The 21992-nt window shown below is 69.7% G+C and carries 17 protein-coding genes; 10 read left to right on the top strand and 7 right to left on the bottom strand.

Going from position 1 to position 21992, the window contains the following annotated elements; translation table 11 throughout:
• Positions 1–357 precede the first annotated feature (357 nt).
• Both E8A74_RS49455 and E8A74_RS49450 read left to right on the top strand, forming a co-directional pair.
• A complete protein-coding gene (locus E8A74_RS49455) occupies positions 358–1335 on the top strand; it encodes a multiheme c-type cytochrome (protein ID WP_170229979.1) in 978 nt (325 codons plus the stop codon).
• A 132-nt stretch (positions 1336–1467) separates the two neighbouring features.
• Positions 1468–2778: a hypothetical protein gene (locus tag E8A74_RS49450; RefSeq protein ID WP_136936185.1), complete on the top strand. Its 1311-nt coding sequence runs from the start codon at positions 1468–1470 to the stop codon at positions 2776–2778.
• Here E8A74_RS49450 and E8A74_RS49445 read toward each other — a convergent pair whose 3' ends face one another.
• A complete protein-coding gene (locus E8A74_RS49445) occupies positions 2779–3381 on the bottom strand; it encodes an RNA 2'-phosphotransferase (RefSeq protein ID WP_136936184.1) in 603 nt (200 codons plus the stop codon).
• 75 nt (positions 3382–3456) lie between these two features.
• Between E8A74_RS49445 and E8A74_RS49440 the strand changes: the two genes are divergently transcribed.
• Both E8A74_RS49440 and E8A74_RS49435 read left to right on the top strand, forming a co-directional pair.
• Positions 3457–4323: a LysR family transcriptional regulator gene (locus E8A74_RS49440; RefSeq protein ID WP_136936183.1), complete on the top strand. Its 867-nt coding sequence runs from the start codon at positions 3457–3459 to the stop codon at positions 4321–4323.
• Between the two features lie 38 nt (positions 4324–4361).
• A complete protein-coding gene (locus tag E8A74_RS49435) occupies positions 4362–4922 on the top strand; it encodes a hypothetical protein (RefSeq protein ID WP_136936182.1) in 561 nt (186 codons plus the stop codon).
• 9 nt (positions 4923–4931) lie between these two features.
• Here the strand turns inward: E8A74_RS49435 and E8A74_RS49430 are convergent, their stop codons facing one another.
• Positions 4932–5327: a VOC family protein gene (locus tag E8A74_RS49430; protein ID WP_136936181.1), complete on the bottom strand. Its 396-nt coding sequence runs from the start codon at positions 5325–5327 to the stop codon at positions 4932–4934.
• A 70-nt stretch (positions 5328–5397) separates the two neighbouring features.
• Here E8A74_RS49430 and E8A74_RS49425 point away from each other — a divergent pair, with 70 nt between their 5' ends.
• Positions 5398–6219 carry a TetR/AcrR family transcriptional regulator gene (locus tag E8A74_RS49425; protein ID WP_232380092.1) on the top strand — a complete coding sequence of 274 codons (822 nt, stop codon included), beginning with the start codon at positions 5398–5400 and terminating at the stop codon, positions 6217–6219.
• A 24-nt stretch (positions 6220–6243) separates the two neighbouring features.
• Here the strand turns inward: E8A74_RS49425 and E8A74_RS49420 are convergent, their stop codons facing one another.
• From E8A74_RS49420 to E8A74_RS49410, 3 genes are all read right to left on the bottom strand, one after another.
• Positions 6244–9714: an ATP-binding protein gene (locus E8A74_RS49420; RefSeq protein ID WP_136936180.1), complete on the bottom strand. Its 3471-nt coding sequence runs from the start codon at positions 9712–9714 to the stop codon at positions 6244–6246.
• Between the two features lie 40 nt (positions 9715–9754).
• Positions 9755–10348, bottom strand: a complete 594-nt coding sequence (locus E8A74_RS49415; protein WP_136936179.1) for a glutathione S-transferase family protein — start codon at positions 10346–10348, stop codon at positions 9755–9757.
• Positions 10349–10496: 148 nt separating this feature from the next.
• Entirely contained in the window at positions 10497–11645 is a 1149-nt protein-coding gene (locus tag E8A74_RS49410) for an iron-containing redox enzyme family protein (protein WP_136936178.1), read from the bottom strand.
• 444 nt (positions 11646–12089) lie between these two features.
• On the opposite strand from E8A74_RS49410, the gene E8A74_RS49405 reads away from it, so the two are divergent.
• Both E8A74_RS49405 and nth read left to right on the top strand, forming a co-directional pair.
• Positions 12090–16061 (top strand): protein kinase domain-containing protein, encoded by a 3972-nt coding sequence (locus tag E8A74_RS49405; RefSeq protein ID WP_170229978.1) that lies wholly within the window; start codon positions 12090–12092, stop codon positions 16059–16061.
• Between the two features lie 208 nt (positions 16062–16269).
• Positions 16270–16962: an endonuclease III gene (gene nth / locus E8A74_RS49400; RefSeq protein WP_420814240.1), complete on the top strand. Its 693-nt coding sequence runs from the start codon at positions 16270–16272 to the stop codon at positions 16960–16962.
• 7 nt (positions 16963–16969) lie between these two features.
• Here the strand turns inward: nth and E8A74_RS49395 are convergent, their stop codons facing one another.
• Complete coding sequence (locus E8A74_RS49395; protein ID WP_136936175.1) at positions 16970–17626, bottom strand: hypothetical protein; 657 nt, start codon at positions 17624–17626, stop codon at positions 16970–16972.
• Between the two features lie 85 nt (positions 17627–17711).
• On the opposite strand from E8A74_RS49395, the gene E8A74_RS49390 reads away from it, so the two are divergent.
• Positions 17712–17942 (top strand): hypothetical protein, encoded by a 231-nt coding sequence (locus E8A74_RS49390; protein ID WP_136936174.1) that lies wholly within the window; start codon positions 17712–17714, stop codon positions 17940–17942.
• Positions 17943–17946: 4 nt separating this feature from the next.
• The gene (locus E8A74_RS49385; protein WP_136936173.1) at positions 17947–18447 is read left to right on the top strand and encodes a DUF2243 domain-containing protein; all 501 of its coding nucleotides are present in this window, start codon (positions 17947–17949) and stop codon (positions 18445–18447) included.
• On the opposite strand, the gene E8A74_RS49380 is transcribed toward E8A74_RS49385, so the two are convergent.
• Entirely contained in the window at positions 18413–19477 is a 1065-nt protein-coding gene (locus E8A74_RS49380; protein WP_136936172.1) for a hypothetical protein, read from the bottom strand. The two genes, E8A74_RS49385 and E8A74_RS49380, sit on opposite strands and share 35 nt — an antisense overlap.
• Before the next feature lie 101 nt (positions 19478–19578).
• Between E8A74_RS49380 and E8A74_RS49375 the strand changes: the two genes are divergently transcribed.
• Positions 19579–21846 carry a molybdopterin-dependent oxidoreductase gene (locus E8A74_RS49375; protein ID WP_136936171.1) on the top strand — a complete coding sequence of 756 codons (2268 nt, stop codon included), beginning with the start codon at positions 19579–19581 and terminating at the stop codon, positions 21844–21846.
• Positions 21847–21992 lie beyond the last annotated feature (146 nt).

Genomic DNA, 21992 nt, shown 5'->3' with positions numbered 1-21992 from the left:
GTTCGATGAACTGCGCACCGCGCAGTTCATCGACCCCGGGTCCAGCGCCTCGCTGGTCCGGGTCCAGGGGTGGACAACCCCTGGTCGGGGTCCGGGGTGAAACCCCGGCGAGGCGCCTGCCAGCACGGTTCCCGCACCACGGGAAAGGTGATATGTCACGGAGCGACCTCGGCCGTTCCCATGCTGCGCCTTTCCCTGCGGATGTCCTTTTGCCTCCTCGCTGGGTGCATCCGTGAGGACGTCCTCTCGGATGGGCAAGCAACATCCGCGCCGACGCCTCCGGCTCTCGGCTCGTCCGAGCCTGCCCCGGCGGACGTCGCGCCTGCGGCGGACGTGCCTGCTTTGGCGACGGTCCCCATGCCTCGCCCTTATCGCAAGCGGCTCGATGCGGCCGTGACGCTCAATGCGACGTGCGTCGCGTGCCATACCGATGAGGCCAAGCAATGGCAGGGCTCGCATCATCAGCAATCGAACCTCAATCCGGCTTATCGCAAGGCGTTCGTCATCGAGCCCACGGCCTTTTGCCGCGGCTGCCACGCGCCGGAGGGGGATCCTCGGATCGATCCGCCCAAAGCCGTGAGCGAGCTCGGCGTCGGCTGCGTGACTTGCCACGTCACGGAAGAAGGTTTTGTCCTGGCTGCGGCCGCTCCCGGCGACGACACGCCCCGCGCGCCGCACCCTTTGCGCCGCTCGACGGCCTTCAGCCAGACCGGCGGTTGCACGGGTTGTCATGAATTCCGTTTCCCGATGGGCCTGGGCGACGACGATGGCCAGTTCATGCAGACCACGGCGCGCGAGCACATGCGCTCGCCTGCGGCTGGGAAGGCGTGCGCCGATTGCCACATGCCGCGCGTCTCGGGCCGCCGGTCGCATGCCTTCGCCGAGGTCCGGGATCCCGCCTGGTTGCGAAACAACCTGCACGTGAAGGCCGAACGCGCCGAGGACGATACCTTCCGCGTCACGCTCGTTCAGCCTGCGCCGGGGCATGATTTTCCCACGGGGGACCTGTTTCGCCGCCTCGAAGTCGGCTGCGAGCTGAAAAACGAGCGCGGGACCGTCGTCCGCCGCGAGGTCCGGCACCTCGCGCGGCATTTTCAGATCATCCCGGGGCAACCCGGCCGGCACCTCGCCGCGGACGACCGCGTGGGCCGGGATCCGAGGGTCGTCGACCTGGACCTCACGCCTCCCTCCGGGGCGCCGCAGCGCGGGACCCTCTCGTGGTGGGTGCGTTATCAGCGTGTCGCCACCGTCGGGACCGGGACGAACCCGGCCGACGCGAAGATCGAGTCCGAGGTCCTGCTGCATTCGGGGGAGATTCCGTGGGACGTCAAATAACCGCTCTTTTGCTTGGCCTCCTCGCTGCGGCGTCGGTTGCGTGCAGCAAATCGGCTCCGCCCGCGCCTGAATAAGGAGGCGTTGCCTGCGCCCATGGCGCCGCAGGGCTCGGCGAGCGCCGCGACGCCCCCCATGGCGGAGCGCCCTCCCGCGCCGAAGGTCCTCCCCACGCTCGCCGCCGAGCCGTTCGCGCCCGAGGGGACGCACCCCGAGCTTTTGTTCGGCATCGAGGGCGGGCTCGCCGTGGTGGAGGGCCTGCGCGTGGGCCGGATCGTGGACGGCGAGCGCATCGAATGGGTCGGCCAGCTCGTCGACGACAACAAGCACCTCGGCGGGAGCCACATCGTCTCCGTGCACGGCCGATTCCCCGACGCCGTCGACGTCGTTTACGACAGCAACGAGGGGCGCGCGCCCCAGCCCGCGTATTTCCCGCTGACCGGCAAAGGCGTGCACTTCCGCGTGGGCGACGGCGGCTCTCCCGGGAGGATCTCCGGCGTGACCGCCGCGGGCGCGTCGACGGTGGTCATCGCGATGGACGATGAGCCGGGGTTCCACGTCAAGACGGTGCGCGGCCCTGGGCTCGTCTACAAGTTCACCTCCTTCGAGGCGGCCGGCTGCAGGAAAGACGAAGAGTTTCGCTTCCTCGGCCACCAGGGTGTCCTGCCCGCCGTCGTCCCCAGTACCTTGGCCGCTACGTCGACGGGCACGCTCGTGACCATGGGCATGCTCTGCGAGAAAAGGGGCCCCACGGCGGAGGTATGGGACAAACCCGGCACGTCGCGACTCGTCGACCTCGGCGGCTGGATCAAAGAGATCGACACGAGGTCCGAGCTCCTCCGGGGCAACGGGGACGATCTGTTCCTGTATGCGGGCAAGAAGAACCCCATCCTGCGCTTCCGAGGCGGCACGTTCGAACCGCTGCCGCGCCTCGACAAACCGTTCGAGGACGTCTTCGTCTCCTCGAACGGACAGCTCCACGCGAGCGACGGCAGAACGATTCACAGATTCGACGACGGCCGATGGACGCCCATCGCGCACCTCGCCTGGCCGACGAGCTTCGACACGATGGCCCTCGAAAAGGACACGTTGTGGGCGTCCGCGGGCATGACCGTCTTGAAGCTCCGCGAGACGAAGAGCGTCGCCTTCGAGGACGGCTGCCCGACGCCGTTCGTGTACCTCTACGACGTCGCCCCGCAAAACGCCCCTGACTTCACGTTCCCCACCACGCAAAAGGCGCTCTCCACGTTCGAGGGCGTCGCGGACCTCGGCCTCGTGGAGTTTTTCGAAGGAGCGCGGCGCCTCGGCATCACGGTGAAGAGCAAGGAGCAAGGCGAAGCCGTCGTCGCGCACCTGTTGGCCACGATGAAGGACGAGGATCCCAAGCTCCTTTGTTACGCGCCGAAAAAAACACGCGGGATCCCCCTGAAGCCGAAGCGGAAGTGATCACGACCGGCGAAAGCCGAACCGCGCTCGAACGCCGGCCTCGGCCTTCCGCGCCGCGTGGGTCGTGCAGACGAGGTCCACGATGCACGTCGCGGGGACGTGGCGCACGAGCACGACGCCATTTTGCGCCTCCCACACGCCCTGCCCCGCGTCGCGCAATCGCTCGGCCGATATTTCCAGCATGACCGGGGTCGCCGAGCGTTTCCCGACCTTGCTTTCGAGGCTCGGGGCCAGGTGCACGTGCGTGCGCTTCTGCGGCGAGAGGCCTTCCCGCGCAATGGGGGCCGTCGCCTCGACCGTCGTCCCGTGCCAGAGGCTCCCGCCTTCCGTGTAGGGGCGCCACGAGGCCTCCAGCGCCTCGATCGTGACGGGCATGTTCTCGGTTGAATGCCCCTGGCTCGCGCGCACGCGCTCGCCGACGAGCTGGAGGCGGCTCTTGTTGTTCGTCGCGACCACCTCGTCGAGGGCCGCGCGGCTGATGCGGAGGTAACGGAGCACCTCGGGCACGGGCACCCAGCCGGCCGCATCCATCGATACGCCGGCCTCGCGCGCCCCGTGGCGGAGGAGCCAAGAGAGGGTCTTGCTAAGCTCTACGATGTTCATGAGGCCCGAGGGTAGCGGAGCGAGCCATCGGCGGAAGTCGTCTTTTCGGATGAGCTATCCTCCTTTCGGATAGTCATGCTCGAGACCTCGTGGCTTCGCGCCTTCGCCGCCTTCGCCGAACACAAGAACTTCACCCACGCCGCCCGCTCCCTCGGCCTCTCGCAGCCTGCGCTCCACGCGCAGGTGCAGAAGCTCGCGGAGATCGTGGGCACGCCGCTCTACCGCCGCGTCGGCCGCGCGCTCGTGCTCACGGATGCCGGCGAGCGGGTCGCGGCGTATGCACGACGAACGCTGGCGCAGCAGGTCGCGTTCGTCGAGGGCCTGCGCGCCGGAGGGCCACGCGCGCGTGTGGTGCTTTGCGCGGGCGAAGGGGCGTATCTCTACCTCCTCGGCGAGGCCGTGCAGCGCTCGGTGCGGGATGCGCGCACGCCGCTGTCGCTGCTCGTGCGTGACGCGGCGGGCACGCTCGCGGCCGTGCGCACGGGCGAGGCGCACGTGGGCGTGCTCCCGTTGGAGACACGGCCGCCCCGGCTCGTGGTGGAGCCGCTCGCCGTGGTCGGGCAAATGCTCGTGGTGCCCGAGGGCCACGCGCTCGCCGCCAAGGAACGCGTGGAGCTCGCCGATCTCGAAGGCGCCGCGCTCGTCGTGCCGCCGGAGGGCCAGCCGCAACGCGTGGCCCTCGACGAGGCGCTCCGGGCCGCGGGCGTGCGCTGGGACGTGGCCGTCGAGGTGCGCGGCTGGCCGCTCACGTTGCGGTTCGCGCGCCTCGGCGCCGGGCTCGCGGTCGTCAACGACTTCTGCCGCCTGCCGCCCGGCCTCGTCGGGCGCCCGATCGCCGGGTTGCCGAGCCAAACCTACGCCGCAATCCGCCTCGCCGACGCCCCGCTCGAAGGCGGCACCGAGCGCGTCTGGCGGCGCCTGCTCACGGCTGCGCGACGTTGATCCTGGGGTCCCGATCGAGCGATACTCGCGCGCGCTTCATGCCCCGCGCCCCGCTCTGCACCGCCTTCCTCCTGCCGATGCTCGGCGCGCTCGCTGGCTGCGCCAAGCCGCCGGAGACCGTGTATTTCGTGGCCGTGGGCGCGCGGGACGAGGTGCCCAAGGCCCGCGGCGCTTGCCGCGTCGCCGAGGCCCGGCCGAGCGCGCCGATTCATTTCGACCCCGCGGGGCAGACCTACGAGGCTGTCGACCCGGGCCGCGTGCGGCTCCCCTGCGCGCAGGGCGTCGTCGTGCTCGACGTGCGCCGCCCGAGCCGCGTCCACGTCGACACGACCCAGGCCGCCAAGCGCGGCGATCTGCTCGTGATGGAGCTCCAGGCGTTCGATGACGCGGGGCAACGCCTCTCGTTCGGCCGCGCGCCCATCGCTTGGTCGTTCACGGGCGCGCTCGGGCCTCGCAGGCCACCTCCGTGCACAGGGGCGGAGGCGGCCTGCGCGCCGGAAAACGCAGGGTATGCGGTGGCCTTCGACGAGGGCGAGGGCCAGGTGCTCGCGCGCTTCGGCGGGCTCTCGTCGCGGGTCGTGGTGACCGTCTTGCCTTGAGCGCGGCCGTTACGCCTCGGGCGGCGTCATCCACTGGACGAACTGCACGAGGAGCCCGTTCGGGTCCGTGACCTGGAAAAACCGCTCGCCCCAGGGCTCGGTCTGGAGCGGCGTCGTGATGGACACGCCCTCGGCGCGCAGCCGCGCCTCCTCGGCGTCCACGTCGCCCACGACGAACGCCAGGATCAAGCCGCCGGCGTGCGCGTGCTTCAGCGTCTCGGGCTGGAGCGAGGCGAGCCCTTGGCGCAGGAAGATGAGGTGGTAGCCGACGTCCTCGCGCTTCATCGAGACGAAGCCGTCCGCCGCCATCCCCGCGGAAAACCCCATGTGCCGGGCAAAGAAGTCCCGCGAAGCCTCGACATCCCTGACGTTGAGCGAAATCGCCGACGCGGTGGTTGCTTGCATGCGTGTGTTCCTCGATCCTGGGGGAGGCCCCTCGTGACGGTGGACGGCAACTACGTACATTGTACAGAGTATGTCGGACGGTGTCCCGGTCAAGGGGACGGAGACCGATTTCATGCCGCCGAACAAACCCGCGACCCCGGATCCCGCGCGCACGCTCTCGCTCCTGTGGCGGCACACCCTCTCGCCTTCGCGGACGCGAGGGCCGCGGCCGTCGCTCACGGTGGATCGGGTCGTCGAGGCGGCCGTCACGATCGCCGACGAACAGGGGCTCGACGCGGTCACGGTGCGCTCGGTGGCGCAGGCCTTGGGCGCGTCCCCGATGTCGGTCTACACGTACGTGCCTGGAGGAAAAACGGAGCTGCTCGAGCTGATGATCGACGTGGTGTACCTCGGCGAAGGCCGGCCGGCGTGGGGCGAGCTCGGCTGGCGGGATCGGGTGACGGCCGTCGCGAACCAGAACCGGGCCCTCTACGCCAAGCATCCGTGGCTGATCCACGCGTCCACGAGCCGCCCGCCGCTCGGTCCGGGCGTGATCACGAAGTACGAGTACGAGCTTTCGGCGTTCGACGGCCTGGGGCTCTCCGACGTGGAGGTCGATGCGGCGCTCACGTTCGTCCTCGGGTTCGTGCAGGCGAACGCGCGCAGCGCCGCCGACGCCGCCGTGCTGCCCGAGGCCACGGCCATGACCGACGCGGCGTGGTGGGAAGCCCAGGCGGAGCTGCTCGGCCGGGTCGTGGACCCCCAAACGTTCCCGCGGGCGACGCGCATTGGCGAGGCCGCGGGCGCGGCCCAGGGCGGCGCGTACCAGGCCGACGCGGCGTACCGGTTTGGCATGGACCGGGTCCTCGACGGGCTCGGTCGGCTCGTCGAGCGAACCAAGAAGGCGCGATGAGCGGGCGCCTCCGCGGCGTCCGGGTCAGCCCTCGGGGCCCACGAGGAACATCGGGATCACGATCGTGGCGCGAACGCCGAAGTCCCCACGCTCGACCGTGAGGTATCCCCCGAGCTGCCGGCAAACCGAGGCGACGTCCTCCATCAACACGACGTCCATCGCGTCGTCCGTGTCCGTCACCTCGAAGCCGGCCCAAGGCACGTCCCCGAGGCGCCCCTCGCGTCCTTGAAACACCCGGAACGACACGCTCCCGGGGCGCGGGCGCAAGGCCCGGGCGCCGAAGACGCAGAGCAGGAGCCAGCGCACCTTCGGCTCGTCCGTCTCCATGAACCCGAGCTCGTCCGGTTGCTCGACCTGGAGCGCGTCGCGCGTCCGCTCGAAGGCCGGCGCCACGGCCAGCACCACCTCGGCGACGAGCGCGCCGAGCGCGAACGGCACGACCACGACCGGCCGCCCGCGCGCCTCCGCCTCGCTCTCCGTGATCACCTCGTGGAGCAGCAGATCTGCGTGCTCCTGGCGCAAGCGCTCGGCGAGCGCGTCCGCGCCCCAGCGTGCGAAGGCGTCGAGCGCGCCATGCACGTGGCTCCGCGCGCGCGCCTCGTCGTCCCGGTCGCGGAAAAATGCCGCGGCCCGCTCGTAGGCGATCGCGACGTGGGGCGTGAGCCCCGATGCCTCGGCGGCCTCGACGGCGCGTTCGTAGAGCGGGTCGGCCGCGGTGTGATCTCCCGCGATCCGCGCGCGCTCGGCGGCGAGGAGCAGCTCCTTGTGGGCGAAGTTTGCGGGGCAGGCCTGCGCCCAGCCGGCGATACGCGTGGCGTTTCGCTCGAAGGTCGCATACCGCGTCTCCGAAGAGCTCGTCCCTTCGGCAGAGAGGCGGGCGGCCGCGAGGGCGGTCAGGTACACGGCATCCGTCGCGAAATAAAACCACGCCCTCTCCCCGCCTTCGCCGGCGATCACGAGCGCGTCCTCGTCGTCGCCGTTCAGGAAGGCCAGCGTGATGCGCGCCGCGCGGTACCACGAGAGCGCGAAATGCACGCCCCGCTCGCGCAGGGAGGCGACGAACGTGTCCTCGTCGAAGCCGTCCCCGGAGAGCGACCGCACGTCGAGCGTGCGCCCCGCGAGCGCCGCGAGGATCCGCCGCACCAGCGTCTGCACCGCGATCGACGAGGCGACCTTGGTCCGCTCCATCAAAGCGAGGAGCCGCTCGGCCTCTTCATCGACGTCCTTCAGCGGATCCCCGAGGGCGAGGCGCAGGAGCACGATGTGGCTGCACGCGTACGAGAGGTAGATGTAATCGCCGGTCGCGAGCCCCGTGCGGTAGGCTTTCCGGAGATAACCGAGCACGTCGGGGATGGGCTCGAGGAAATGGGCGTACGAGCCGTAGACGAAGTTCAAGCGGCAAGGCTCGCCTGCGCTGCCGCGCCGCTCGTCGAGCCGAAGCGCGAGCTTGCCGAACGCCCCCGCCTCGGCATAACGGCCGAGCGACGTGGCGAGGTGCATGCCGTAGAGCATGTACCCGTAAATGGATTCGTCGGCGTGGCCGCATTCGAGCGAGATGTTCGCCTGGATCGCCGCGCAAAGGCTGAAGAGCGCGGGCCGCACGAGGTTCGCCGGCGCGAGCAGGTTCGTGAGGATCTCGAGCTTGGCCCGTTGGTCCGGGTCTTCGAGCGGCGCGCCCTCGGCCAGCGCTTCGAGCCCCCGCGCCGAAAGCCGCTCGCGCACCCGGGCGTGCTCCTGCTCCGCGAGGAGGTTTGCCGTCGCCTCGTCCCGCGGGATGTCGAGGCCGAGCGCCGCGAGGGCGTCGAGCCCCACATCAATGGCAGAGGCGGCCTGCCCGCGCGTCGTGCGGACGGCCATGCGGACCCGGCACACGGCGGCCTTTTCGGGGCTCGTTTGCGGCGGGACCGGCAAGGCGACGAGGAGCGCCTCGGCCTCGTCGAGCTGGCCGCGCAGGTAGGCGCATTCCGCCCGGCCGAGGTGGAGCGCGAAGAGGAGCGCCGGATCCGCGCCGGAAAGCGCGAGCGCCGCGCCTGTACCATAATAACGGGCAGCGGCATCGTAGGCCGTCCGGGCCTTCGCGCGCGCGCCGGCGGCGAGGTCGAGCCGGGCGAGCTCGTCGCGCTCGGCGGCGTCGGTGAGCAGCGAGGCGCCGGCGTTCAGGTGCTCGACGAATTCGAAGAGCTTTTCGTCGATGACGTCGCGGGCGCGCGCGTCGGCATAAAGGCGGCGCCCGACGAGGAGCCGGATCCGCGGCAAATCCTCCTCGCCGATGAGCTCGTAGGCGGCCTGGCGTACGCGGTCGTGCAGGAACCGGAAACGAAAACGGATCGGCGCGCTGTCCGCGGCGTCGCCCCGTCTGCGTGCCTCGACGGGCATGACGAGGTCCTTCCCCATCGCCGCCGCGAGGGATGCGAGGGCCTCGGAGGCCGGGGTGCCGCGCGCTGCCGCGAGATCGTGCACGTCGAAAAGCGCGCCGACGCAGGCGGCGATCTGCAAGGTCGCCTGCGTCTCGGTCGGGAGCTTGCGCATTTCCCGGACGATCAGAGTCACCTCGTCCTCGGGCAATGGGGCCGTCCGGATCTGCGCAAGATCCCAGGCGAACGCCCCGGGGCCCGCGCCCTCCGCGATAAACCCTTCCTGAACGAGGAACCGGAGAAACTCCCGTGCGAAAAACGGATTTCCGCGGGTGCGCCGGTGCACCTCGGCTGCGAGCGCCTGGATCTCCGGCCCTGCGGTCGTCGCGAGCGCGTCGGCGATCATCGCCTCCAGGTGTTCGGGCCCGAGGGGCGGAAGGTCGATCTCTTCGAGGCGCGCGCCGCGCTGCCGGAGCGCGACCTTCGCCTCGGTGACTGGGTGCTCCGGCCCGACTTCCTGATCACGGTATGCGCCGATCAGCAGGGTGTTGCGAATGCTGGGATCCCCCGCGACGGCCCGAAGGAAACGCAGCGACGCGTCATCGGCCCATTGCAGGTCGTCGAGGAACAGGACGAGCGGATGCTCGGGCCGCGCGAACACCGAAAGGAATCGCAGGAGCGCGTGCTCCAGGCGGGCCTGTGATTCGGCCGCGCTCGCCGAGGACGAGCTCGTGGGTGAAGGTGACGATTGCGCCCCGATCACCGACCGCGCGCTCGGGAGCGTCTCGACGAGGACGGCCGTGCCCTCGCCGAGCGCATCGTAGAGGCGCTCTTGCCATTCGGCCGTATCGTCCCCCTCGCCGTCGCCGAGGACGCGCTGCGCGAGATCGTCGAGCGCGCGCAGGAGCGTGGCGAAGGGGACCGTGCGGTTGTATTGGTCGAATTTGCCGGCGACGAGGTGCCCGCGGCGGGCAACGAGCGAGGGGCCGAGCTCCTCGACGAGCGTCGATTTCCCTGCGCCGGCCCAGCCCGAGACGAGCACGATTTCGCTCGCCCCGGTCGCGGCGCGCTCGAAAGCGCGGAGCAGGGCCCATACCTCGGCCTCGCGCCCGTACCGTTTGTCGGGTAACTGGAACGTCACGCGTCGATCACCGCTTTGCCACGAGCACGCCGCGCGAAAATCAAAGGCCCGGCATCGCCACGTATCCGGGTAGGGTATGGATACGCTCGATCCAGGCGAGGATGTTGCGATAGTCGTCGAGCATGACCTTGCCTTCCCGGACGAGGCCGACGTAGGGGAAGACGGCGAGGTCGGCGATGGTCGGCCGATCGAGCTCGAGCCACGCGCGCCGGGCGAGGTGGGCGTCGAGGATATCGAGGGCCGCGCGGCTCCGGTCCTGGGCGAGGCCGAGATCGAGCTGGACGCCGAGGAGGAAATGCAGACGCGCGAGGAACGGGCCGTGGTGGACCTCGTTCGCGGCGAACGAAAGCCACTGCACGACGCGGGCCATCCCGGCCGGATCCGAGGGCAGCCACGCCTCGCCCCCGTACTTCCGCGCGAGATACACCAGGATGGCCTGCGAATCCCGCAGCGTCTCCTCGCCGTCGACGAGCACGGGGACCTGGCCGAGCGGGTTCATCGCGAGGAATGAGGGCGTCTTGTGCTCGCCTTTCAGGAGGTCCACCACGATCTCCTCGTGCTCGATGCGCAACATCGAGAGCATGAGGCGCACCTTGTGGCTATTCCCGGACAGCGGATGCGAATAAAGCTTCATAACGGTCGGCGTCTTTCCCGGCGAAGCGCGGTTTCCGTGACGTCACGAGAGGCCGCGGTTTCACCCGCGCCCCTGCAAAACGGCGGGCTCGGGCGAGGAGGTGCGCTCACGGCGCGCGCCGGAGTATCGCGCCAACGTGCTGGCGCAGTCAAACTACGTGGAGGGAATCGTCGCCGCTGCCGTGCGTCATCGTGCGCTCGGAAACGAGAAGCGCGCGCACGGCGTTTCGCACCTCGGCGCGTTGCGCGTCACTGTCGAGCACGAACTCGACGCAAAAGCCTCCCTGTTCGCCGGCCGGCGAGCGCACGCGCCCGGGGATCGGGAGCGGGGCGCTGAAAAGCCCGTCGATCGATACCTCGATCGCGGCGTCGAGCGGCGGCGGGCGAACCCCGCCGAGGACCAGGCCAAATGGCCCGAGGGACGTCGCCCGCCCAGCCTGCCACGCCCCTCGGTCGTGACGCATTCGTACGGTCAAATTGCAGGGTCTGCGGTCGCCGGACGCGGCCGCGAGGGACTCCCGGGCGCCGCCTCCATCGATCAGCGGGCGAATGCCGTCGGTCGCGGACGGGAGGAGGATTTCGGCGGGGCACATCGCATCGAACAACGACCACCACAGGTGGACCCCGTAGGCCATCGCATAGGCAATGCGGCGCGCCGACACGGGATTTTTCCAGCCCTCTGCGCAAAGCGCGAACAGGGAGACGGCGTGATCGGCGTCGATCTCCGCGTGCAGCCGGTAATGGCGCTGGGCGTCGAGGTCCCCCCAGAATCGCTCGTGGATGTTTCGTGCGAGCAGGGTGGAAATCTTGATGTGGGTATACTCCACGATGCCCGTGGCCGCGGCGCCCATCTCGGCGGGATTCACGAGGCAAAAGTCGAGCAGGGACTGGTAGGCGACGGCGATGCGGATCGGGCACTCCCGCGCCTCCTCCTCTTCGCGGAGGCCAATGGCGCGCAGGTACCCCGCGAACGTGCCGCGGTGCGTGCTCTCGATGTCCCCGTGCCCGTGCTCCTCCGCCACGTTCTCATAGACGGTGGCGAGGCGCCGATCGATGGCGGGCACGCGCGCGAGCACCGCTGTCAATGCGCGTGAAAAATGCTCCACATAATGTACGTAAGGGGCCTGGCTCCGGCGGAACTCCTCGAGTCGTGTCGTGGGTGCCCGCATCCATGAAAAGTACGGGTGCTTGCCGAAATCATAGACGCGGCTCAACACCTCGGCGCCGTCGAGCACCGAGGCGCCCGCGGTGATCTCCGAAAGCGTAACGTCGGAAACGCGATGAAGAAGAATGGACATGGCGTCGCTCCTAGCTTTTCCAGCTTTCGAGTCGACCGTTGAAGGTAGGGAATGAAAGAAAACACGGCCTTGGCGCCAGGTCAATGACACATTCGTGCGGTCTTCCGCACGGCATCCATTGAAATGTCAGGCCCCGCTCACGGAGCGCCCGGCGCATGTCCGGACACCGGCACGCCGCCCCGCGTCCCCCGCATGACGTTACATGCCTTGTGCTGCATCGACGCCTCCGCGGCGAGCGCGCCTCGCCCTCGATTCTGACAAAAAAAGCCCGGGCGGTCAATCCGTCAGAAATATGACTCCCAAGCCGCGAAAGAAATGCGATCCGAGCGCGGAAAATCGCTGACGGCCTGGCGGGTGCTGGGGTAATGAGCACATTGTGGGGGGATAGAGATCCATCGTGAAATTTCTTCTTAGGAAGGACGGGATCCATCCATGGGGGCGCCCATGAGCCGATCCCGCCGCGAGGGCGCGCGCCCGGGGACGGTCGTCGCCGGACGCTTTTACCTCGAAGAACTCGCAGGAAAGGGCGGGATGGGTGAGGTCTTTCGCGCCCGCGACATCAGCACCGGCGGCGTGGTCGCACTCAAGCTCCTGCATTCGACGGACGGCGGCTTCGAGCCGGCCGCGCGGTTCGACCGCGAGGCGCGGATCCTGTCCCAGCTCGGGCATCCGGGAGTCGTCTCGTATCTCGCCCACGGCAAGGCCGAGGACGGGCGGCCGTATCTCGCCCTCGAATGGCTCTCCGGGCAGGACCTCGGCAAACGCCTCGCCGAGGGGCCGCTCGAGCTGCACGATTGCGTGACCTTGCTCCTCAGGGTCGCGGACGCGCTCGCCGCGGCCCATCAAAAAGGGATCCTCCACCGCGACATCAAGCCGAGCAACCTGTTCCTGCGGGACGGCCGCATCGATCGCGTCACGTTGCTCGATTTCGGCATTGCGCGGAGCGCCCTCTCGGCCACGGCCCTGACGCGCCCCGGCGCCCTCCTCGGGACGCCCGGCTACATGGCCCCCGAACAGGCCCGCGGCGAGGAGGATCTCCGGCCGAACGCGGACGTCTTCGCGCTCGGCTGCGTCGCCTTCCACGCGTTGACCGGAAAACCCCCGTTTTCCGCGCCAAGCGCGCTCGTGATGCTCGCCAAGGTCCTTTTCGAGGAGGTCCCCAGCGTCGAGGTGCTCCGGCCCGGCACGCCGCGCGCGCTCGCCTCGATCGTCGCGCGGATGCTCGAAAAGGACCCGTCGCGGCGCCCCCCCGACGCCGCGGCGCTGCGCGACGAGCTCGCGGTCCTCGCGGCGCGCCTCGCGGACGACGTCGCCGTGGAGGCAGGGCGCGGGGACCCCTCCGCCCCCCCAGCGCTCAGCGGCGACGCCTTGCAATTGCTCTCCGTCGTCGTCGCCGTTCCGGGCGAGGAGTTGCCGTCCGGCGACGAGGACACCGTCTTCACGCGGACCGCGTGGGTCTCGATCCGGGAAGCCCTGCGCGCGCGCCTCCTTCGCCTCGGCGGGCGCGTCGAATGGCTGGCGAGCGGCGCGCTCGTCGTCGTCGTCACGCCCGCGCAGAGCGCCGTGGATCAGGCCGCGCAGGCCGCGCGTTGCGCGCTCGCCGTCCAAGCGGGCTGGCCCACGGCCCGCATCGCCCTCACCACGGGCCGCGGGGTGATGAAAGAAAAGGTCCTCGTCGGCGAGGCGATCGAGCGCGCCTTTTCCCTGCTCGCCCCGCGCGACAGCGAAATGCCTCTGGAGGCCGTGGAGACCGCCCCTCCCGTGACCACACAACCTGGCATTTTTCTCGACGAGCTCTCCGCCAAGCTGATCGAGCCTCGTTTCGGCATCACGTTCACCGCGGATACGCCGCTCCTGCGCGAAGAGCGCGCCGCCCTGGTCGACGCCTCACGCCTCCTGCTCGGCCGGCCGACCCCTTGTGTCGGCCGCGAGCGGGAGCTCGCCTTGCTCATTGCGGCGATCGAGGGATCCATGGAGCATGCCGAGCCGGCGGGGGCGCTCGTGTTCGCGCCGCCCGGCATGGGGAAATCCCGTTTGCGGCATGAGCTCTTGCGAAGGCTGCAGGCGCGCCCGCTCGCGCTCCTGGTGCTCGTCGGGAGCGGCGCGCCGCTCAGCGCGGGGTCGCCTTATGGGGTGCTCGGCGAGGCTTTGCGAAGGCTTTGCGAGGTCGAGGTCGGGGATACGCCGGCTCGAAAAGAGGAAAAGATCCGCCAGCGCATCGGGCTCGCCGTTGCGCCCGCGGAGCGGCGGCGGGTGAGCGAATTTCTGGCCACGATGTGCGGCGTCGCGGTGGAAGAGCCGAGCGCCCTGCTCCGCGCGGCCTTTCGGGACCCGAAGATCATGAACGAACAGATCCAGCGGGCCTTCCTGGATCTCCTCGCCGCCGAATGCGCGCAAACCCCCGTCCTCCTGGTGCTCGAGGATCTCCACTGGGGAGACCCCGCGACGGTGAAGCTCGTCGACGCGGCCCTCGTGGAGCGACGCGAGTTGCCTTTTTTCGTGCTGGCGTTCGGCCGTCCCGAGGTGGTCGAGGTGTTCCCGCGGTTATGGGAGGGGCGCATCGTGCACCGCGTGCGGCTCGGCGGGCTGCGCGACGCCGCGGCCGGCGAGCTGGTCAAGGCCGTGCTCGGCCCCGAGGTGCCCGCGGCCTCGGTCAAGCGGATCGTCGAGCAGGCCGCGGGCAATGCGTTGTTCCTCGAGGAGCTCATCCGCGCCGCCGCCGACGGCAAAGCGGAGGGGCAGCCGGAGACGGTGCTGGCGATGCTCCAGGCCAGGCTCTCGTGCCTCGAACCGGCCTCCCGCCGCGCGCTCTCCGCGGCGAGCATCTTCGGACAAACCTTCTGGCGCGGCGGCCTGCTCACGCTCCTCGGACGAACACGCGACGCCGCGTCGACGGACGAGCGGATCGAAGAGCTGGTTCATGCCGAGATCCTCGAGCGTCGCACGCAAAGTCGGTTTTCCGGCGAAACGGAATACGGGTTCCGCCACGTGCTCCTGCGCGACGCCGCGTATGGGCTCTTGACCGACGCGGATCGGGCGCTCGGGCATCGGCTCTCGTGCGCCTATCTGGAGCAGATCGGCGAGGCGGATCCGATGGTGCTCGCCGAGCACGCCCGCGCAGGCGGGGACCTCGCGCGGGCCGCCGCCCATTACCTCCGCGCGGCGCAGCAATCGTATCAGCAGGACGATATCGACGGGATGGGGATCCGCGCCGAGCGTGGCCTCCAGTGCGGCGCCTCCGGCGAGGTCCGGGGAAAACTCCTCGCGCTCGAGTTCGAGGCTTGTATCTGGCGCCTCGACTGGGAAACGGGCATTCGCCTGGGCAAAGAAGCGCTCTCGCTCCTGCCTGTCGGGAGCGTCGCCTGGAACCAGGCGGCGGCGTCCTTCCTCTTGGTCGCGGTGAACATGAACCTGCGGGACGAGATGGCCATGCTCGTCCGTGTCCTCCAGGACCTCGCGCCTGCGCCGGATGCGGTCGCCTCGTGCCTCCTGCTCCTCGCGGCGACGACGTCCGCGCTCGGCATGCTGGGGAGCCGCGCGCCCACGGCGCGGCTGCTCTCGCGGCTGGAGGCGCTCGCGCCGCGCCTGCCGGAGGGGGAGCTGCTCGCGGGGGGCCACATCCACCAGGCGCGGGCGATTTTCTCGTTCCTCATCGAGGGGGATCTCGGGGCGACCCACACGTCCTTGCGTGCCTGCGTCGAGCAATATGCGGCGGCGTGCTCCTCGAACTGGTGGGGCATGGCGTTGTGCCTGTTCAGCGCGACGCTCGCGGCGCTCGGGGACGAAGCCGCGGCGGAGCGAGCGATCCACGAGGTTCTGGAGAGCGCTCTCCGCAGGAATGACATGTTCCTCGTGTCCACGGCACGTTTTTATCGAATGCTCGTCCTCGCCGAGCGATGCGCCCCGGAGCGGCGGGCGGAAATCGAGGGCCTCGCCAGGCTGCTCCTCGAGCAGGGCGCGATGGAAGACACGGTCGCGGCCTCGTACGGCGCGCTCGCGCGGCTCTTTTTGGCCGAGGGGCGCGTCGTGGAGGCCCGCGAGGCCGCGGAGAAGGCCCTCTCGATCCTGCAAAACGTCCGTTGCTGGCGCCCGCAAATCGAGAGGACGCTCATCGTCGCCTGGCTCCGCGAAGGGCGCCCGGACGAAGCACGCCGCGTCGCGGAGGAGGTCGCGGGCCGGATGGAGGCCGAAGGCGGCAGCGCCGGGTATGCGGAAATTCCTCTGCGCCTCGCGATGGCCGAGGCGCGCGCCGCGACCGGGGACATGCCCGCCGCCCGCGAGGCGATCGCGAAGGCGATTCGCCGGCTCGAATGGCGGCTCGAAAGGATCGAGGACCCGGCCATGCGAGCGCTTCATGCCGCGCTCCCCGAGCACGAGCGTCTGCGGGAGCTCGAACGAGAATGGGCCGAACGCTAGACGTCCCACGACACCCCTCCCGAGCCGCGCGCACACGTCCGAGGTCGCCCGAGCGCCGGGCCCATGCATGCGCGGGGCGCGCCGATTGCATCCCGAGGACAACGTGGGCAAACCCAGGCGCGTCGAGGCAAGGCGGGGCGCGGCGGAGCCGGAGGGGCCGCCGCCGTCGGGCGTCGCGCCGTCGTCGCTTCGGCCGCGCGCCGCGGAGATCCACGCGCAGCTCGCCCGGGCGATCCCGGCGCCGCGGATCGAGCTGGATTTTCGCACGCCGTGGGAGCTCCTCGTGGCGACCATCCTCGCGGCGCAGAGCACGGACCGGAAAATCAACCTCGTCACGCCTGCGCTGTTTCAATCGTACCCCACGCCGGCCGCCCTCGGCGCCGCGCCACAGGACGAGGTCGAGCGGCTCGTCCACGAAACCGGGTTTTTCCGGAACAAGGCCCGCGCGATCCGCGAGGCGAGCCGCACCATCGCAGAGCAGTTCGGCGGCGAGGTCCCGCGCACGCTCGACGCGTTGATCACGCTGCCCGGCGTGGCGCGCAAGACCGCGAACGTCGTGCTCGCGAACGCCTACCGGATCGCAGAGGGCATCGCCGTCGATCGGCACACGGCGCGGGTCGCGCGCAGGCTCGGGCTCACGGAGGAAGAAGATCCGGCGGCCGTGGAGGTCGATCTCTGCCGCTCGTTCCCGACAAACGAATGGATCGACGTGGGGCTACGCCTCCAGCTCCACGGGCGTTACGTCTGCACCGCGCGGGCGCCCGATTGTCGCCATTGCCCGCTGAACGAGCTCTGCCCGAGCAAGCGGGCCGCTCCCGAGGGCACGCTCGACGCGCGCGCGGCGCTCGAAGCTTCCCGTATCGCGGCCCAGGGCGAACCCAAGGCCGATCCGCCCGGATGACCGGGCTTCACTTGCAAGCCGGGCACTCGCAAAGGACCTCTTTGCCCGAGGCCTGAATGCAGGCGAACCCGTCTCCGCAGATCGCCCCCGCGCAGGCGCACGCGAGCGGCTCCGGCCCGCAAGGATCGGGCGCGCATTCGTACGTAGCCCCGAAGGCCTGCTTCGTGACGCAGACGTACCCCTCGAGGCATTGGAGCATGTCGCCGCAGGTCATCGCGCCCTGGCACAAGGTCGGCATGTCGCTGTGCCACAGATTGTCGTCCCCGCACGTCACGGTGAACGACGCGCCGCCCTCTTCGCACGTATATGTGCACGGCGTGGTTTGCCCACACGGACCTGCGCAAGCCGCGCCGTCGAGCGGCGGCGACGCTGGGCACGGCAGCGGCGGCTCACACGCGACGAGGGTCTCGACCCAGCTCCCCGCCTCGCAGGTGAAAATGTCCGGGCAACATTTGCCAAAGGTGCATGGTTGGTTCGCCGGCACGTCACAAGGCGCGCCGGCGACGGGGGGCTCGGCAGGACAATCGCCGGAGCCGCCAGCGCCACCCGAGCCGCCTTGGCCCCCGCCGGTGCCTGTCGAGGTCTGATCGACGTCGACCTTCCCGCTGCAGGCCACGAGGACGGGGAGGACGAGGAAAAAAGCGCGAGCGATGGGAAAAAGCATACGCGCGATTCTACACGAGCTCGCGCGCTCGGCACGCCTTCTCGGCAGCGGGGAGGCGGGCACCGCCGTTGCACCCTGGGCGCGCATGCCAGCGACCGTCGCCCTCGTGCTCGCCTGTCTCCTCGGTGCGCACCCTGCCCTCGCGCTCGCGTGCCCGGATTGCGCGCTCGCGCGGAGGACACGCGCATTCCTCCGGGAGGATCCGAATACGTGGGACCACCTTGCTCTCCTGCTCCTTCCCTTCCTGGTCGTCTGGCTCGTGGCTTTCGTGTGGCACAAGCGCGGGCGAACCGCGGGAACGGGAAAGGACGGGTGACGTGATGGGACGAGACAATCGAAAGGACGGGGGCCTCATTGCGGCGGGAATCCTGCTCGGCGTCGGGCTCGGAGGGTTCGTGGACGGCATCGTGTTCCACCAGATCCTCCAATGGCACAACATGCTCTCGTCGATCCTGCCGCCGACGAACCTCCGGGACATGAAGATCAACATGTTCTTCGACGGCCTCTTCCACGCGGTCGCGTGGCTGACGACCGTGATCGGCCTCGCCGTGCTCTGGCGTGGCATCAAGAAGGACACGATTTCCCGCTCGACGCCGACGTTCGTGGGCGCGATGTCGCTCGGATGGGGCCTCTTCAACTTCGTGGAGGGCCTCATCGACCATCAGCTCTTTGGCCTCCACCACGTCCGGCCGGGCGCGCACGAACTCCTCTGGGACATCGGCTTTTTGGCCTCCGGGCTCCTGCTCGGTGGCCTCGGAGGAGCGCTTCTTCGAAAGGGGCGCGCCCTCAGTACGTCGAGAACCCAGCGCAGCTCGACGTGATCTGCATCGACTGCGATCCGCTCGCCACGAAGCTCGAAATGCCTTGATCCCGCTCGTCCACGATCCACACCGTCTTCGGCCCCCCGCCCGAATACGACGACGTCGTGTTCGACCCGAGCGACGTCCGCGTCCCGCTGCCGAACTTCGGGTTGTCCCCAAAGAACAATTTGATCGTTCGCGAGCAACTGTTGTGCAGCCGGAGCGAATACGTGGAGCCGCCGCCGCCCGCGCTCCCCGCCCCTGCCCGCGCGGCCCGCTCCTCTTCCGAGCGCCTGCGGCTCGCGTCGAAGTCCGCCCGCATCTGCGCCGAGTGCGCCTCCTGCTCGGCCCGGCGCGCCGCCTTCTCCTGGACGATCTCGTCCGTCGTCTGGTTGTAGAAATCGATGTCCGCCTGGCCCGCCCACGCGAGCCCCTTCTCCGCGGTGCCGCCGTGCGCGTGCTGGAGGCAACTATCGAGCAACGTGTACCGCTCCTCGTCGTCGCGCACCGCCGGCCGCGCCTTCTTGCAATGGCCGACGACCTCCCCGGAGCGCCCCGCGTCGTCGAGCTCCTTGAGCAGCGGCACGCACGCGAACACCGTGGGCCGCGCGGCCATCGAAGCTTCGAGCGTCGGGAGGGCCTCCGCGTTCCGCTTCGCGTGGAGGAACAGAATCCCCTTCGACGCGAGCGCCTCCGCCTTCTGATCGGGGTTTTTCTTCGTGGCCTCTTCGAGCGCCGCATCCACCTCGGCGATCGCCGCCTCGCCGTCGATCTTCTTCCGATCGACGAGCCCCAAGATGAAACACGCCCCTACGCGCTGCGCGAGCACCCGCGCCGCGTTCATGTCGCCCGGGCTCGCCTTCACGGCCGCGCGCGACTCTTCGAGCTGCGCGAGGATCTGCGCGTCGTTCTGCGCCTGCGCGTCGGCCATCACCTGCGCCTGCTGCGCCTGCATCGCCGCGGGATCGAAGAGGCCCGCGTACGGATTGAAGCAACCCGCGGCGGCGAACGAGGCGAGGGCCGTGGCCGTGAGGAGAGAAAAACGTGTCATCACGAGACGCCTTCTACCAGAGCTGCGCCGGGCGGGAAGAGAGAAGCTCTCCGGCAGGGCAAACCGCTTCGTGGTATCGTCCCCTCCGCGGGAGGCCCTCCATGACGACGACCGAAGCCGGGACGTTCCAGAAGACCGCGTGTATCCTGTGCAGCCTCAACTGCGGCATCGAGGTGCTCGTCGAGGATCGCAGGCTCACGCGCGTGCGCGGCGATCGAAAGCACCCAGCGTCGCACGGATACCTCTGCGAGAAGGCCCAGCGCCTCGACCATTACCAGAACGCGAAGGACCGCCTGCGCACGCCGCTCCGGCGCCGCCCCGACGGATCGTTCGAGCCGATCGATTGGGACACGGCGATCCGCGAGATCACGGCGAAGCTCGCCTTCCTCCGCGAGACCCACGGCGGCAGCTCCATCTTTTATTACGGCGGCGGCGGCCAGGGCAATCACCTCTGCGGCACCTACGCCACCGCGACGCTCGCAGCGCTCGGCGCGGTCTACCGCTCGAACGCCCTCGCGCAGGAAAAGACCGGCGAGTTCTGGGTCGACGGCAAGCTCTTCGGCCGCCCCCGCTGCCACACCGCGCCCGATTTCGAGCACGCCGAGGTCGCCGTCTTCGTCGGGAAGAACCCCTGGCACTCGCACGGCTTTCCCCGCGCCCGCCAAGTGCTCAAGGAGATCGCCCAGGACCCCGCGCGCGCGCTCGTCGTCATCGACCCCCGGCGCTCCGAGACCGCCCGCCTCGCGCAGTACCACCTCGCCGTCCATCCCGGCACGGACGCCTTTTGCCTCGCCGCGATCCTCGGCACGCTCGTGCAGGAAGACCTCGTCCATCACGCCTTCCTCGCCGAACACACGACCGACGCGGAGCCCGTCCTCGACGCCCTCGCGCGCGTGCCCGTCGACGAATTCGCGCAGCGCGCCGGCGTCGAAGCATCCCTCGTGCGCGAGGTCGCGCGCCGCATCGCCCGCGCGAAGAGCGTCGCCATCCAGGAGGATCTCGGCGTCCAGCAGGCGCCCCACTCCACGCTCGACTCGTGGCTGGAGAAGCTCGTGTACCTCCTCGTCGGCAGCTTCGCCAAGGAGGGCGGGATGAACATCCATTCCCGCATGGCCTCGCTCGGCGGAGGCGGCAGCGGCGGCAAACGCGGGAGCACGACACCCGTCACCGGCGCGCGCATCATCACAGGCCTCGTGCCCTGCAACGTGATCCCAGACGAGATCCTGACCGACCACCCGAAGCGGTTCCGGGCGATGATCGTCGAGAGCGCGAACCCCGCGCACTCCCTCGCGGATTCCAAGCGCTTCCGCGAGGCCTTCGCCGCGCTCGACTGTCTCGTCGTGATCGACGTCGCGCTCACGGAGACCGCGCGGCTCGCCCATTACGTGCTCCCCACCGCCTCGCAGTTCGAGAAATGGGAAGCGACATTCTTCACGCTGGAGTTCCCGCGCAACGCCTTCCAGCTCCGTGCCCCCCTCCTCGCGCCGCTCCCGGGAACCCTGCCCGAGCCCGAAATCCACCGCCGCCTCGTGCGCGCGACAGGCGCGCTCGACGGCGTGGATCTCGCCCCGCTCGCCGAAGCCGCGCGCTCCTCGCGAGGCGAATTCGCCATGGCCTTCCTGGGCCTCGTCGGAGCGCGGCCCGACCTCATGGCCCTCGCCCCCGTGATCCTCTACGAGACGCTCGGCCCGACGCTGCCCGAGGGCGCCGAGGCCACAGCCGTGCTCTGGGGCATCGCACAAACCTGCTTCATGACCTTCCCCGAGAGCGTGCAACGCGCAGGCTTTCCCGACGCCGACGCGCTCTTCGACGCCCTCCTCCACGAGCGCTCCGGCATCACGTTCACCGTCGATCCCTACGAAGAGACATGGGCGCGTCTCGACACCCCCGACAAACGAATTCGCCTCACGGTCCCCGAGCTGCTGCCCGAGCTGCTCGGCCTCGCGGCAGAACCCGCGCCAGCCCGCGACGCGCACTACCCGTTCATCCTCGCCGCCGGCGAACGAAGGTCGTCCTCGGCAAACACCATTTTCCGGGACCCCACCTGGCGCAAAGTCGACCTCGACGGCGCCCTTCGCATGAGCCCAGCGGACGCAGCAGATCTCGGCCTCTCCACAGGTAGCGTCGTACGAATCGTGACGGAAGGCGGCAGCGCAACCGCAACAGTGGAAGTCAACGACAGCATGCGCGCCGGCCACGTGAGCCTGCCGAACGGCGGCGGTCTCCTGTATCCAGACGAAGCCGGCAGCGAGCGCAAGCACGGCACAGCGCCAAACGAGCTCACCCACCACGCCCAGCGCGATTGGCTCGCAGGAACGCCATGGCACAAGCACGTGCCGGCGCGGATCGAGCGGATCGACGTCTCCTGACCAAGCGCGTCTCAGCTTGGAGGCGTCGCGCCGGGGCGCTGCCCCGGACCCCGCGGGGGGCTGTCCGCCCCCTCGACCCCGGACCAGGCACGGCCTGGACCGAAGGGGAAGAACTGCGCAACGCGCAGTTCTTCCCACGGGCCGGT

The sequence above is a fragment of the Polyangium fumosum genome (assembly GCF_005144585.1).
Lineage (GTDB): Bacteria > Myxococcota_A > Polyangia > Polyangiales > Polyangiaceae > Polyangium > Polyangium fumosum.
This window is presented reverse-complemented; position numbering and strand designations above follow the sequence as displayed.